14 protein-coding genes, 1 pseudogene and 3 riboswitches are annotated in these 14241 nt (G+C 45.6%); of the genes and pseudogenes, 14 read left to right on the forward strand and 1 reads right to left on the reverse strand.

The genetic code is table 11. The features are described from left to right. The first annotated feature begins 118 nt into the window (after positions 1-118). The 9 genes and pseudogenes from MAMMFC1_RS08925 to MAMMFC1_RS08965 all read left to right on the forward strand — a co-directional run bounded on the left by MAMMFC1_RS08925 (position 119) and on the right by MAMMFC1_RS08965 (position 6528). The gene (locus MAMMFC1_RS08925) at positions 119-535 is read left to right on the forward strand and encodes a hypothetical protein (RefSeq protein ID WP_126308208.1); all 417 of its coding nucleotides are present in this window, start codon (positions 119-121) and stop codon (positions 533-535) included. A 171-nt stretch (positions 536-706) separates the two neighbouring features. Then, on the forward strand, positions 707-823 hold the full coding sequence (locus tag MAMMFC1_RS08930) for a DUF2179 domain-containing protein (RefSeq protein ID WP_269471886.1): 117 nt from the start codon (positions 707-709) through the stop codon (positions 821-823). Positions 824-915: 92 nt separating this feature from the next. Continuing rightward, complete coding sequence (locus MAMMFC1_RS08935; protein ID WP_126308209.1) at positions 916-1698, forward strand: COG4280 domain-containing protein; 783 nt, start codon at positions 916-918, stop codon at positions 1696-1698. Further along, positions 1695-1907 (forward strand): hypothetical protein, encoded by a 213-nt coding sequence (locus tag MAMMFC1_RS08940; protein WP_126308210.1) that lies wholly within the window; start codon positions 1695-1697, stop codon positions 1905-1907. Before MAMMFC1_RS08935 ends, MAMMFC1_RS08940 begins: the two co-directional genes overlap by 4 nt. 117 nt (positions 1908-2024) lie before the next feature. Continuing rightward, positions 2025-2555, forward strand: a complete 531-nt coding sequence (locus MAMMFC1_RS08945; RefSeq protein ID WP_126308211.1) for a Chromate resistance protein ChrB — start codon at positions 2025-2027, stop codon at positions 2553-2555. Positions 2556-2748: 193 nt separating this feature from the next. Next, a riboswitch (Fluoride riboswitch) is annotated at positions 2749-2812 on the forward strand. A 132-nt stretch (positions 2813-2944) separates the two neighbouring features. Further along, positions 2945-4729, forward strand: a complete 1785-nt coding sequence (locus MAMMFC1_RS08950; RefSeq protein ID WP_126308212.1) for a dynamin family protein — start codon at positions 2945-2947, stop codon at positions 4727-4729. Then, positions 4704-4859: pseudogene (gene eno / locus MAMMFC1_RS08955) on the forward strand (phosphopyruvate hydratase); the annotation flags it as partial. The gene MAMMFC1_RS08950 and the pseudogene eno, both read left to right, overlap by 26 nt. Positions 4860-4943: 84 nt before the next feature. After that, complete coding sequence (locus MAMMFC1_RS08960; RefSeq protein ID WP_126308214.1) at positions 4944-6104, forward strand: cation:proton antiporter; 1161 nt, start codon at positions 4944-4946, stop codon at positions 6102-6104. 1 nt (position 6105) lies between these two features. After that, the gene (locus tag MAMMFC1_RS08965; RefSeq protein WP_126310524.1) at positions 6106-6528 is read left to right on the forward strand and encodes a universal stress protein; all 423 of its coding nucleotides are present in this window, start codon (positions 6106-6108) and stop codon (positions 6526-6528) included. Between the two features lie 226 nt (positions 6529-6754). Here MAMMFC1_RS08965 and glnA read toward each other — a convergent pair whose 3' ends face one another. Next, positions 6755-8185: a type I glutamate--ammonia ligase gene (glnA, locus tag MAMMFC1_RS08970; protein ID WP_194085699.1), complete on the reverse strand. Its 1431-nt coding sequence runs from the start codon at positions 8183-8185 to the stop codon at positions 6755-6757. Between the two features lie 166 nt (positions 8186-8351). Beyond that, positions 8352-8414: riboswitch (Fluoride riboswitch) on the reverse strand. Between the two features lie 173 nt (positions 8415-8587). Further along, positions 8588-8651, forward strand: a riboswitch (Fluoride riboswitch). A gap of 66 nt (positions 8652-8717) precedes the next feature. On the opposite strand from glnA, the gene MAMMFC1_RS08975 reads away from it, so the two are divergent. From MAMMFC1_RS08975 to MAMMFC1_RS08995, 5 genes are all read left to right on the forward strand, one after another. Then, a complete protein-coding gene (locus MAMMFC1_RS08975) occupies positions 8718-10280 on the forward strand; it encodes a MutS-related protein (RefSeq protein ID WP_197723958.1) in 1563 nt (520 codons plus the stop codon). An 86-nt stretch (positions 10281-10366) separates the two neighbouring features. Continuing rightward, on the forward strand, positions 10367-11779 hold the full coding sequence (locus MAMMFC1_RS08980) for a MutS-related protein (RefSeq protein WP_197723959.1): 1413 nt from the start codon (positions 10367-10369) through the stop codon (positions 11777-11779). 239 nt (positions 11780-12018) lie between these two features. Then, a complete protein-coding gene (locus MAMMFC1_RS08985) occupies positions 12019-12465 on the forward strand; it encodes a hypothetical protein (protein ID WP_126308216.1) in 447 nt (148 codons plus the stop codon). A gap of 188 nt (positions 12466-12653) precedes the next feature. Further along, positions 12654-13727, forward strand: coding sequence for an alanine/ornithine racemase family PLP-dependent enzyme (locus tag MAMMFC1_RS08990; protein ID WP_126308217.1), 1074 nt, complete (start codon positions 12654-12656; stop codon positions 13725-13727). Beyond that, positions 13727-14194 (forward strand): GNAT family N-acetyltransferase, encoded by a 468-nt coding sequence (locus MAMMFC1_RS08995; protein WP_232035745.1) that lies wholly within the window; start codon positions 13727-13729, stop codon positions 14192-14194. Before MAMMFC1_RS08990 ends, MAMMFC1_RS08995 begins: the two co-directional genes overlap by 1 nt. Positions 14195-14241 lie beyond the last annotated feature (47 nt).

The raw sequence follows: 14241 nt of genomic DNA on the forward strand, positions 1-14241 counted from the left end.
ACCGTGGTAAATTTTATACATAATAATCAGTAGTACATTTCTGGTGATGATTGTTCATATAATTGAGATATGAACACGGAGCGGTTTTTCTGTATTTCATATCGAAAGGGGTTTGCCGATGGATGAGGAATTTTTACGTAAAATTCTGGAAGAGCAAAGAAGTATGGGCGCCGTATTGAGACAGTTGTTGGATGACCAGAAGCAATTGGCGGAGGCTCACAAACAGCTGACTGAAGGTCAAAAGCTATTGTCCGAAGGTCAGCAGCAGTTGTTTGGGGGGCAGGAGAAATTAGTTGCGGACCAAAAGCAAAATGCCGATTTTATTCAAAAGCTGCTGCAATCCGCCGGGGAAGCGGCTCCAGAGTCCGATGGGCACTTACATAATAACGCTGCTAATGAATTATTGGAAAACCTGGCCAATACTGTTGCAAAAGTTGAAAGCGAACTTAAAAAACTTCATTCAAACTTACGGACCATTGAAGCAATAACCGCAAAAAACTGGAATGAGCTTATTGATCTTCAGGCTGGGAAGTGAGGATGGGAGGATGCAATATTTTTTATCTTGAGCTTACATAGCCGGGTATTTGGTCTGATACTTAAGAAGGGCGTGTCGCAAAACGTTTTGGAAAAAACGTTTTGCGACACGCCATATTTTTGTATAGAGTGTTGAAGCTGGTATGCAGGAAACATTATTTTACTGCTTGAGATCGTTAAACTTAAAGCCATTATTGACGATAAAGACCCGCATGCTTTTGTTGTCACGATTCATGACGTTCACGACATAATCGGCGGCAGAGTTAAAACACAAAAAACTATATTGTAATATCCGTTACACTGTGTTAATATTACATGTGTAACGAATGTTACAAACAGAAACTAAATCGGATTGATAAGACACTAGAAAGGAGAATCGAAATGCTTTGGTCTGCTGTAGTATCATCTTTTCTTGCTTCCATAGTGGAATTTGTCGAGGCGCTAACAATTGTATTGGCTGTGGGCGTCACAATTAACTGGAGAAGCAGTTTGTCGGGGGCTGGCGTCGCTATGTTGCTTCTGGCGGCTTTGGTTGCTATATTTGGTTCGGCCCTGGTTATCTTTATTCCTATTGAGATTCTAAGGCTTGTGATCGGAATTATCCTGGTGCTCTTTGGCATGCAGTGGCTAAAAAAAGCTTTGCTCCGTTACAGTGGCCTCAAAGCCATTCACGATGAAGCAGCGATTTACGAAGAGGAAATGCGCGAGCTTAAAGCCCAGGGCGGAATAAACCATCGGGAGTTTAACGCTTTCGGTTTTGTAACTTCTCTTAAAAGTGTTTTGCTCGAAGGCTTGGAGGTCGCCTTTATCGTGATTACTTTTGGTACCACTGCTACAGCCGATAAAATGCAGGGAATTTGGAATGCGACAATTGGAGCTTCCTTGGCATTTTTGGTTGTTGTTGTATTTGGGGTTATAGCTCGTGGGCCACTCACCAAAATTCCGGAGAATACTCTCAAGTTTATCGTCGGAATCATGCTTGTCACTTTTGGAACCTTCTGGTCCGGCGAAGGGATGGGTATCGAGTGGCCCTTTTCTGACTGGTTCCTGTTCGTATTAGTTGCGTTCTTCCTCTTACTAAGTGCTGTAATTGTGCAGTGGCTTAAGCCTTATGGCAGTGCTCAAACGAAACTTAACCCTAATGCGGGAGGGGGTGGAGCATGAATATCATTACTCATACTCTTACGGCGATTTTTGATTTTTTTTGTGGCGACTGGCGGATATTCTGGGGTGTAGCTGTAACTTGCATTCTCGTTGAATTGGTTGAACATCTTACCATCCTTACGGTTATGATACCGTTTTTGGGGATCATTTATATAACCGGAATCTCATTAAGTCTGATTGTTGCTCTCCAGCGGGAAGTCCCCAAGTAGGTTATAACAGCACTTCGCCCAATTGGAGTACGTTTCTCACGGTTGAAGGGTATGCACCAGGATGGTGCTGGTTAAAATGGATATATATTATTGATAATAAGGGGTAGGGTAGGTCTAATGAGAAAATGGCTTGTAATAAGCTATAATTTACCAACAGAGCCTTCCAGAATACGGGTTGCAGCTTGGAGAGGGTTGAGAAAGCAAGGTGCTGTTAATATACAGAAGTCGATGTGGGTCTTACCGTTTAGTGAGGAGAATTATTCAGCACTATCATTACTATCACAAGAACTGGAAACGAATAACGGTGAAACTATTATAATGGAATCCGTATTTATTGAAGAAAAATATGAACAAAGAGTCATTTCAATTTATAATAAAGCCAGAAGTCTAGAGTATGAGGAGATTATTGACAAGTGTAATGATTTCTTTATTGAAATTGAAGACGAGACAAACAATGAAAACTTAACTTTTGCCGAGGCAGAAGAGAATGAAGAGGAACTAAATAAACTTTTATCCTGGTTTAATAAAATAAACGCCAGAGATATTTTTGGTGCTCCCCTTAGAGCCGAAACGGAAGAGGCGCTGGAAAAATGCAAGAAAATCTTTGAGGAGTTCAGTAATAAAGTTTTTGCTAAAGAAATAATATAAGAAGTGGCCAATTTCTGGGGATATTGTGCCGGCTACCTTTGGCTGGGTGATGGCCGCAGCTCCGTTCCAGGCCATCGTAATATTATGGATCATAACCTTTATTGCTACACTGATCTTGGATAGACTAAAGATGTGGTATTACTATCTTTACCGGCGCTCTTGACGTAGGAGTCCGGTCTTGTTACAATCAAAGTAATTAAGGAGCGATGGAGTTCGCTCGAAATCCTGGTTGACCAGGTAATGACTCCTACCGTAAGAGGTAGGAGTCATTTCTTTTTTTTGCAATAGGGAGGCATACTATGCATTATCTATGTACCGGGCGACTGTTGACGGCGGGAAGTTTGGCACAGGAAACGGAGCATTGATACGCTGGGATTAGGGGGAATTTCATGGCAGAGGATCGTGGAGTAGATCAAGAGGAAGGTCTGGCGGTGCTGCTGGCTGAAGCGGATGGACGACTAAAACAGGCCGGCAGGCGTTTTGCTCCATATGCCGTCCGGGCGGGTGAACTGGCTGCTCGGCTGCGGGAGGAGCGATTTCATCTAGCAGTATTGGGCCAGTTTAAACGGGGTAAGAGCAGCCTGATCAATGCATTATTAGGCGGGGAATTTCTGCCGGCCAGTTCGGTGCCGATGACGGCGTTACCGACTGTCATTGGCCGGGGAAATACGCGGTGGGCGAAGATAACATTTGCTGACGGGCGAACAGATGAGGGTACGTTTTCTGACGACTCGGCTCTAGAAGCCTATTTAAGCCGGTTTGTCGCCGAGCAGGCCAACCCTGGCAATCGCCTTGGGGTGAACCAGGTGGACGTTGAATATCCAGCCAGTTTGCTGGCCGGAGGAATCACGCTGATTGACACACCCGGCATTGGTTCTACCTTCCAGCATAATACGGACACTACGCTGCAGTTTCTCAGCCAATGCGATGCCGCATTATTTGTCGTTTCCGCCGATCCGCCGATTACAGCAGCGGAAGTGGCATTTTTGCAGGCGGTGCAACAGCATGTCCGGCGCTTCTTTTTTGTGTTAAATAAGGCCGATTATCTCAGCGCTTCTGAACGGGAAGTCGTGGCGGGATTTTTGCGGCAAGTCTTACAGGAGAAAGCCGGTGTGGCAGCACCAATACCAGTTTATCTGGTGTCAGCCCGGCAGGCGCTTTCTGCCAAAAAAGCCGGTGACCGGAATTTGTTGGCAGAGAGCGGGCTGAGTTTGCTGGAGGAAACGTTAATCGCTTTTTTTCGACAGGAGAAACAGGCCGTATTGACGGCGGCCATTGGGGCGAAATTGGCTGCTGTGCTGCAGGAAGCCCTGTTAGAGTTGGAGTTGACCGTACGAGCGTTAGAATTGCCAGTGGATGAATTGACAACCAAACAAGCGCTGTTGGCGCAAAAGCTAACTGAACTTACGGCGGAGCAACGCCTAGCGGGTGACTTGCTGGCTGGCGATCGCAAGCGAACTTTAGCATTTTTGGAAGAGCAGGCGGCCGCCCTGCGGAAGAAGGCAGGCGAGTACCTGGACAGAATAGTAGCAGAGCAACTGGGCGGCTATCGTCCCGGCTTGGAACAAGAAGTGCAGGCCGCGCTGGCGGAAACCGTTCCTACTTTTTTCGACCGGGAACTGAAGGCCGCGTCCGATCGGTTTGGCGAATATATAGCCGGTGTATTGGCGCCCCACCAACAACGAGCCGAAATGCTGGTCAGCTCCGTGCGCCAGGCTGCCGCCAGTATTTTTGCTCTTGACTATCAAGTGACGGAGCAGGCTACGGTTTTTTACATGAAGCGTCAGCCTTACTGGGTGAAAGAGAAGTGGAAGACCGGTTTGGGTGGTATTCCGCACACCTGGTTGGAGTCACTGTTGCCCGCATCTGTTCGACTGGCTCGTATCCGTAAGCGCCTAGAACAACAGGCGGAGGAACTGGTGTTGCAGAATGTGGAGAATCTGCGCTGGGCACTCTGGCAAAATGCCGAAACAACCTTTCATTCGTTTGGCGAAACACTTAAAACCCGCTTGTTAGAGGCGGTAAGTGGCACCAGTCAGGCGGTAGCAGCGGCAACGGCACAAAAGCAAGGACAGGTGGAGGCAGCAAAGGCCGAGCTGGTTCGCCTGCAGGAGGAGGCCGAGGCGTTGCGCCAGCTTGTGCGCCGTGCTGCCGCTTTATGCCTATCTAGGTAACGCGCAGACTCTGCGTCTGCCGGTGCCGATGATGAATATCTTAAACGGCGGCAAGCATGCCGATAACAGTGTGGACTTCCAGGAGTTTATGGTTATGCCGATTGGTGCCGCGACCTTTGCCAAGTTGTTATCATCTTAGTTTCCTGGCAGGCGTCGTAATCCGAAAGTCGGGCGATGGAGTTCGCCAAAGGTCAACAAAAGGAGGTAGTCGCAGATGGAACAAAATTTTGCTATTGCCGCGCAGTGGGTGCTGTTGGCCCTCATTGCCACGTTGGTGTCCATTCGGCTGGGCATTTCGGTGGCTCTGGTCGAAATTGCCGTGGGCGTGGTCGGTGGCAATGCTATGCAACTGGAGATTACGACCTGGGTCACTTTTCTGGCCGGGTTTGGAGCCGTGGTCTTGACGTTTCTCGCTGGAGCCGAGATCGATCCGGACAGCCTCATAGGCAACTTAAAAGAGAGCCTGGTCATTGGGTTTGCATCCTTTCTGCTGCCATTTGTGGGTGGCATGCTGTTTGCCGAGTATGTGTTCGGCTGGGACAGCAATGCGGCCAAGATTGCCGGCATTGCCCTGTCCACCACCTCGGTGGCGGTAGTATATGCCGTCATGGTGGAAAGCGGGCTGTCAGCCAGTCGCCTGGGGCAGGCCATTTTGGCCGCCTGCTTTGTTACCGACCTGGGAACGGTGCTGGCGCTGGGGCTCTTATTTACCGGTTTTTCGATGAAGGTTGTCTGGTTTACGGGGGTCATGATTGTGGCCGTATTCTCCGTTACGCCGCTGGCGGCCAAGGTATTCGAGTGGTACGGTGGGCGGGTTAGCGAGCCGGAAATCAAGTTTATTTTCCTGGTATTGTTGGGGTTAGCCTATTTGGCGGTAATCAGCGGCAGTGAGGCAGTGCTGCCCGCCTATATCATCGGCATGGCTATGGCCCGTTTTTTCAAGCAATATAAAGAAACACTAACCAAGATGCGAGCCATTGTGTTTGCAGTGTTTACTCCTTTTTATTTCATTAAAGCGGGAGCGCTGGTATCGGTAAGCGCATTATTTACTATGTCTGGTGCCATTCTGGTCTTCCTGCTGGTCAAAATGGCCGCCAAGTTTATCGGCGTGCTGCCGACCACCCGCTGGTTTCACTATATGCCGCGCACCGGCATTTATACTACGCTCTTAATGAGCACAGGTTTGACTTTTGGCACCATTTCTGCATTATACGGACTAACCAACAACTATATTGACGGCAATCAATACAGCGTGCTGGTTGCGGCAGTTATTTTGAGCGCCGTCCTGCCCACAATGATCGCCCAAAAATGGTTTTTCCCACTAGAGGCAATAAATGAGTTGCCAGCGGTCAGTAAAGAGAAGGAGGCTGATTAGCATGGATGTGAAGAAAATGGTCGTGGCTTATGATGGTTCAGCGGGTAGTCACAAGGCACTGGTCTGGGCGGTGGATCTAGCCGCTAGACTTGGCTCTAACGTGGTAGTGGTAAGTGTCGTCAAACCACCCGAGTTTAGTTCCAGCATTGACGAAGTGGATGAATGGTATGAAGATGGCGAGAAACAGTACCAGCCGCTCTTAGAGCAGGCGGCCGCCTATGGTGAGGATCAGGGAGTGTCCCTGCAGACGGAAATCTTAAAAGGGCATCCGGCCGAGAGCCTGATACGTTATGCCTCTGACCGCAAGGCTGACCTTATCGTCATGGGTACACGGGGGATGGGCGGCTTTAAGAGCCTCATTATCGGCAGTGTGGCACAAAAGGTAGTTACCTATGCGAAAGTTTCAGTGGTCGTGGTGAAATAACGCGAGCATAGCTGGTCCGAATTTGTACCTTTTTTAGGCTTTTCCGATAGTTATTGCTGGCAGTGACGGCGGCGGTTCGCTGGAGTGCTGTCTATCGACAAGTCGCATTAATGCAGGTGTAATCATCAGCACTACAATGATAACACTTGACGCGCATTCCATATGGAAGAATGCGCGTCAAAAGTTTGATTTGAGCTATTGGGGGCTGTAAAAAAATGATTTAAATCTAAATATCGAAATACAGTTTAAATTCCATCGGGTGAGGCCGTAGTCGGACAGCGTCAATTTCATTTGCATATTTGTATTCGATCCAGGTCTCCAATAGGTCCTGGGTGAAGACGCCGCTTTGAAGCAAGAAGTCGTGGTCGGCCTCGAGGGCTTTGAGCGCGTCTACCAGAGAACCAGGAACGCTCTTTACCTTGGTCTTTTCCTCGCCCGTCAGTTCGTAAATATTGACTTGAAGCGGGCCAAACCCTTCTTTAACCGGGTCGATCTTGTTCTTGATACCGTCGATACCGGCCATTAGCATAGCGGCTAGAGCAAGGTATGGATTCGCAGACGAATCAGGTGGGCGGAATTCGATCCGTTTGGTTTTTGGGTTAGTTGAGTACATCGGTATACGGATTGCAGCACTACGGTTACGGGCGCTGAAAGCGATATTAACCGGAGCCTCATAGCCGGGAACCAGACGCTTGTAGGAGTTGACGCTGGGAGCGGTAAAGGCCAGGAGCGCCGGAGCGTGTTTTAAAAGACCGCCGATATAGTAGAGAGCGGTCTGGCTCAAGAGGGCATAACCATTTTCATCGAAGAAGGTTGGTTGGCCACCTTTCCAAAGACTTTGGTGGACGTGCATGCCGGAGCCGTTGTCGCCAAAAAGCGGCTTGGGCATAAAGGTTGCGACTTTGTTGTTACGACGGGCGACGTTTTTGACCACATACTTAAATAGCATTACTTTATCAGCCATAGCGGTCAAGGTATCGAAACGCATACCTATTTCTCCCTGTCCTCCGGTAGCCACTTCATGGTGATGGGTTTCGACCGGAATGCCCAGCTCTTCCAGAACGAGCACTATTTCGCTGCGAATATCGTGAGTGGCGTCCATTGGCGGAACTGGCAGATAGCCTTCCTTGTTGCGAATCTTGTAGCCAAGATTGGGGCTTTCGTCGCGTCCGGTGTTCCATATAGCTTCTACCGAATCTACTTTGTAAAATGAGCCGTTTTGGGTCAAGTCATAGCGCACGTCGTCGAACAGGAAGAATTCGCATTCAGGCCCCCAGTAGCTGGTATCGGCAAAATCGAGCGTTTGCAGATAAGCTTCGGCTTTCTGGGCGACATAGCGAGGGTTACGACTATAGGAAGTTTTATCAGGACTAACGACATTGCAGATCAGACTGAGAGTAGGAACAGCCATGAATGGGTCGATGAAAACGGAATTGGGATCGGGAATGAGCAGCATGTCGCTTTCTTCGATACCTTGAAATCCTCGAAGGCTGGAACCGTCGAACCCGCTACCCTCCTCGAATACCTTTTCGTCAAATTCACCAATGGGAACGGTTTTGTGCTGCCAGATACCCGGCAGGTCGATAAATTTGTAGTCCACTAATTTGGCACCTTTGGTTTTGGCCAGAGCGACTACGTCTTTGGGGGACATACTCATTGTTTTCTCCTCCTCTTAGAAATTTGGGGTAAAATAAAAAACGCCAAAACATATAGGCTGAAAGCCTACATTGTCTGGCGTCAGTGCCGACTAAAATTTTTTATATTAAACTATCACTTCATTTTTGCGTGTAGATCAAGCAAATAAAAAAACTCCTACTAGTCCAAAGCTAGTAGGAGTCATTATCGGAATATCCGAGATTACGGTGAACTCCATCACCTTATTGCAATTAAATCAATCTTATTATAACAAATAGAAAAAATGCTGTCAATTACAACTTACAACTTAGAATAAGTCAGACAGCTTGCAGGTAAGGTCTTATCGTCAATTAGGGGGATACAGGCTGATCTTCCATATACGTTTGACGAAAGGGCAATATGGATGGTACAATGAATTCAAAGAATAGCATGAGGCGATGGGGTTCGCCGTAAACAACGTCTTGGACGCTAATGACTCCTGCAGGTATTATTTGCCTGCAGGTTTTTTTTTGCATTTTGGGGAGAAAAAGTTTGCATTCAGGAGGAGAATTTTTATGTCAAGAGATATTGTTGATACTTTTCCCTTGCCCTATCACAGTATACTATTTGAAAAGCCAGACGAAAACTTAATGATTGCACCGGAAGCGCCTGCTTTTTCCATCGATTTGAATCTTGATCAGATCATTGACGCCATAACGGCTCAAAAGCAGGAATATAATTTAAAATCTTTTTTCTATACTTCCCTGCATGCTGTAGATATGATTGAGTATCGCTATGAAATCATGCGGGAACTGGAAAAGAAAATTCTATTTGAGTATATAAAATCATTTGCCCAAAAAATGCAGGCAATGCGTGGCCAATTGGCCCAAGCAGAAAAGCTTTACTACCAATATCAGAAGGAGAGCTGGTTCTTGGACGCGGTAGAAATTTATTGTGAAACCATTAATAGCCTAGTAGATGGGTTAGCCCTTGTAGAATTAGAGGCCCGCGGTTTTCTTGCTTTCCGTGAATATCTATCGAATTATGCCCGGTCGGAAAGTTTTATTTCGCTTATCACAGAAACGAAAAAGCTCCAAGCCGATTTATCTTCGATAAAATATTGCCTGCTCCTAAAAGATAACAGCATCAAGGTTCGTAAGTATGAATTTGAAGGCGATTATAGTCTTGAGGTATTAGAAACATTCGAGAAATTCAAGCAAGGAGCAGTGAAAGACTATATCGTCAACTTTTATGAATCACCGAGTATGAACCACATCGAAGCAAAAATACTGGATTTCGTAGCCCAATTGCATTCCGACATCTTTTTCAGGCTAGATAATTATTATGAGAAAAATAAAGACTACCTTGATAAAAAGATTAGCGCTTTTGACCGGGAAATTCAATTTTACATTGCTTATCTGGAGTATATTGCAAAATTTAAACAGGTGGGTTTGAAATTTTGTTATCCCAAAATCTCTGATACCTGTAAGGAAGTTTATAATTATGGCGGCTTTGATTTAGCCTTGGCCAATAAACTTATAACCGAAAACTCAACCATTGTCTGCAATGATTTTTACCTGAAAGGCAAAGAACGCATATTTGTAGTGTCCGGTCCGAACCAAGGCGGCAAAACGACCTTTGCCCGCGTTTTCGGACAACTGCATTATCTGGCCAGCATAGGCTGCCCCGTCCCTGGCAATGAATCGGGACTCTTTCTGTTCGACAGGCTTTTTACCCATTTTGAAAGGGAGGAAGACATCGCAAATTTGCACGGTAAACTGCAGGATGATCTGGTCAGAATCTATGAGATTCTGAGCCAGGCTACAACAAACAGTATTATTATTATGAATGAAATTTTCACGTCCACTACCTTACAAGACGCTGTCTTCCTTAGCAAAAAGGTGATTGGAAGAATCATAGAACTAGATATGTTGTGCGTTTGCGTGACGTTTATTGACGAATTGGCTTCATTAAGCGAGCAAACCGTAAGCGTTGTCAGTACGGTGGCTTCGGAAAATCCAGCCATGCGGACGTATAAAGTCGTGAGAAAGACTGCCGATGGGCTGGCCCATGCGATGTCTATTGCCGAAAAGTACCGGCTTACCTACGATGCTATAAAGGAGCGGATAAAGTCATGAAAACTTTTCTCATATACAGGGACCGTGATTTTGATCTGCAGCGGAAACTGCCGGTAAATGAAAAGGCTCTGACGCAAGACCTGGAATTGAATACGTTGTTTAACGCCATGGCGCTCGGTGATAAGTTCCTGTTTGAAGTGGCCAGGAAAGTTGTTTTGTCTAGTATGAGTGACCTGGACGCAATACTTTATCGCCAAAGTATTCTTAAAGATTGCCTGAAAAACTCTTTAATTGTTAAAGATATGTACAACATCGCAGTAGAATCCATTGAAATCGAGAAAAAGCATTATCTTAGTTTTTTTTCATTTAAATATCCATCATCAATATTGCATAGATCGATAGGACTGTTGCAACTGTTCGTCGGCATACTTAAGAAACTAAGGGGTATTGCCGATAGTCATGCCGATAAATTTGAGTCTGAGGGGTTTATTAGGTTTTTTGCAATGCTTCAAAAGGAACTTACTGACGAATATTTCCTTCACATCCAAGAGCATTTGAAGGAATTAAAATTTCGTGAGGGAGTTCTGATCAGCGGCGAATTAGGAAAAGGGAATAAAGGTCTACATTATCTACTTCATAAGGTACAAGATAAAAAACAGAGTTGGATTGAACGGTTATTTAACAGAAAGACGCCTGATTACACCGTTTATATTCATGAGCGCGATGAAGCTGGTGCAAGAGCCCTAGGGGAATTAAAAGACCGAGGGATTAACACAGTAGCCAACGCCCTAGCTCAGTCCGCCGATCATGTTCTCGATTTTTTCACCATGCTGCGGACGGAGTTAGCCTTCTATGTTGGTTGTTTGAATTTGCAGGAAACACTTGTTCAAAAGGGGGAGCCGATAGCCTTTCCCCTGCCCGTGGCTGCCAACGCACGTAAGTCTTCTTTTAAGGGCTTGTACGACGTCTGTCTTTCGTTGACTATAGAAGGGAAAGTTGTGGGCAATGATGTGAATGCTGATGATAAAGATCTCGTGATGATCACTGGCGCCAACCAAGGTGGTAAATCGATCTTTTTACGGGCTATAGGCTTGTCCCAATTGATGATGCAATGCGGTATGTTTGCTCCGGCGGAAGCCTTTTGCGCCAATGTCTGCAACGGTCTTTTCACGCATTACAAGCGGGAAGAAGACACTTCCATGAAAAGCGGGAAACTGGATGAGGAACTCAGGCGGATGAGTGATATTATAGACAACATCTCCGAGAACTCCATGATACTGTTTAACGAATCGTTTGCTGCGACGAACGAGCGGGAAGGTTCTGAAATAGCCCGGCAGATTATTTACGCATTGCTCGAAAAACACATTAAGGTTTTCTTTGTGACGCATTTATATGAATTAGCGCATGGACTCTATGAGCAAAGGCTGGAAAGCGCAACTTTTCTGCGGGCTGAGCGGCAAGCCGACGGAAGCCGGACTTTTAAACTGACCGAAGGCGAACCCTTGCAAACTAGTTTTGGCAAAGATTTATATAACAGGATATTCAGTAATGCCGGATAGCTGTTAACATCGCTTTTGGAAAAGGAAGACGGATACACACTGTCCAATGATCATCTGTTGATTTTAGACTTTAAATCCACCGCGCCTCTCATCGCCCGGTGGATTTTTTTATATAAAACTGAAATATTTTAAACATATTGCTAATAAAAAAGATATTGTACGTATTTTTTAAAAGTTGTTTTATACATCATTTGCCTGACGCCATTTCCTACACTAATTTTTCAGTGGGGGGATTCAAAATGCACGCTATTCCTAACTGGTTACGTTGGGTACTTGTTCTCCCATCCGCCTATGCCATATCCTCGGTATCAAGAACAATAGAACAAGCGGGAAATAGTTTATGGCCTGGCGATACCCCGGTAAACTTATTTTTTCAAATAATATCGGCCATACTGGAAGGATTTATCGGCACAGGAGCATTTTTGCATATTATTTATGTACTGGTTCCATCACATAAAACGGCGGCAGTAATTACCACTTCAATATTATTGAGCATACTTTACGTAAGCAGTTTAATTATAAACATTTTATATTTGCCAAGCTGGAAAACCATTGCCGTGTGTATTCTTACCATATTTACCTGTATCATCTACAGTATATTGACAATAAAAAAAGTTGAGCTTTTTGGTTGCCGAATCCAAGAGCAAAATCGCCCACAATCATTTTGCAAAAAAGAGCCAAAATAAACGACTCCCGTTTGTTCACGCCGGCATAAAGGGATAGCACTCGCTTACTTTCGTTAGCAGCTTACTACATAACTGTGTCCTAATTATTTAATATTTTCAGAGAAGAATAGACTGTATTACGTTTTTAATATTCGGGGGATTCTAGTATTAACTTTAGCACTGCCTTTTTACAAGGAGTTGAATAGACGGTGAGCCCATTGCTTGATATAAATTTAGACAAAATCAGGTACAATACCGCTCAAGTCAGAGAAAAATGCCGGCAACAGGGTATAGCCGTGCTGGGAGTTACGAAAGGGTTTAGCGCTATGCCGCAGATCGTATCCGCAATGTTGGCAGGAGGCGCTGACGGCCTTGCCGATTCCAGGATGGAGAATATTATTGAGTTGAGGAACAGCGGGTTTACGCAACCGATTACCTTGCTGCGGATTCCGGAGCTAAGCGACGTTGAAAATGTTGTCCGCTACGCTGATATAAGTGTGAATTCAGAAATCACTGTAATGGAAGCGTTAGCTGAAACTGCTCAAAAAACGGAAAAATCCCACCAGGTTATTTTAATGGTTGATGTAGGCGACCTGCGGGAGGGCATCCTGAAGGAGCATGTGCTTGAAACCGCCAAACAAATATCCCGCCTTAAGGGGGTAAGATTACTGGGGTTAGGGACTAACATGGGCTGTTTTGGCGGCGTACTGCCCAGCACCGATAATTTAGGGCTTTTGGTTGAACTGGGATTTAGAATTGAGAATCAGTTAGGTTTCAAGCTTGAAGTCATTTCAGGCGGAGGAACGTCCACATTATTGCTGGTAGAAAACCGGAAGGTTCCTGCCGGAATCAATCAACTGCGAATCGGCGAAGGGATACTATTAGGCACCGACACCACGAACCAGAGAAAAATCTCATGGCTGTGGGATGATGCATTTGTTCTAAGTGCGGAGGTTATCGAGCTTAAATCTAAACCGTCTGTGCCGATGGGGGATATTGGCCGAGATGCATTCGGCAATGTTCCTGAATTTGTCGATATCGGAATCAGAAAAAGAGCAATTTTAGCTCTGGGCAAGCAAGATGTCTATATTGAAGGAATTGTCCCCGTTGATGGAAACCTGAAGATTTTAGGCGCCAGCAGTGATCATTTGATTGTGGATGTAACTGACACTGAACAAGATATAAAGGTTGGCGACAATATTTCTTTTCAGTTAACATATTCCGGTTTGGTTTCCGCCAGTCACTCCCGGTATGTAGCGAAAAAATTCAGGGAGGTTCAGTGATGGTAGAGATGATCGTGATGGTCGAATTGGTTGACAAAAATGATATTGAACTTATTCCCCAATTGGTTAAACTGGAAGCAGAGGCCTTTGGCCAGGGCGGATTGAATGAATGGCACCTTGTGCCGATTATCAGGCACGGACGGGTATATATCAGCAAAAAGGGCGAAAAAGTTGTCGGTTCGGTCCAGTACATATTAGACTGGGACAATCCGCAAAAAGCGTATATGATTGGTGTTTCGGTATCGCCGGAATACCGTGGCCGCGGGATAGGTACCGAATTACTTAAGGAAACCTTTAAAGCTTTGTCCAGGGAAAATATTGCAGAAGTTGAATTAACAGTTGCCCCGGATAATCTGGCAGCAATTAAAGTCTATGAGAGAAAATTGAAATTTGTAGTTACGGAATACAGAAAGAACGAATACGGAAACCACCAGGATAGACTGGTAATGAATTTATCTTTAGCCTAGCGTTGTTTTCGAAGCTTTGGCCTGCCGGGCGGGGTCAAGGGATACCT

Source organism: Methylomusa anaerophila (assembly GCF_003966895.1).
Taxonomy (GTDB): domain Bacteria; phylum Bacillota; class Negativicutes; order Sporomusales; family Sporomusaceae; genus Methylomusa; species Methylomusa anaerophila.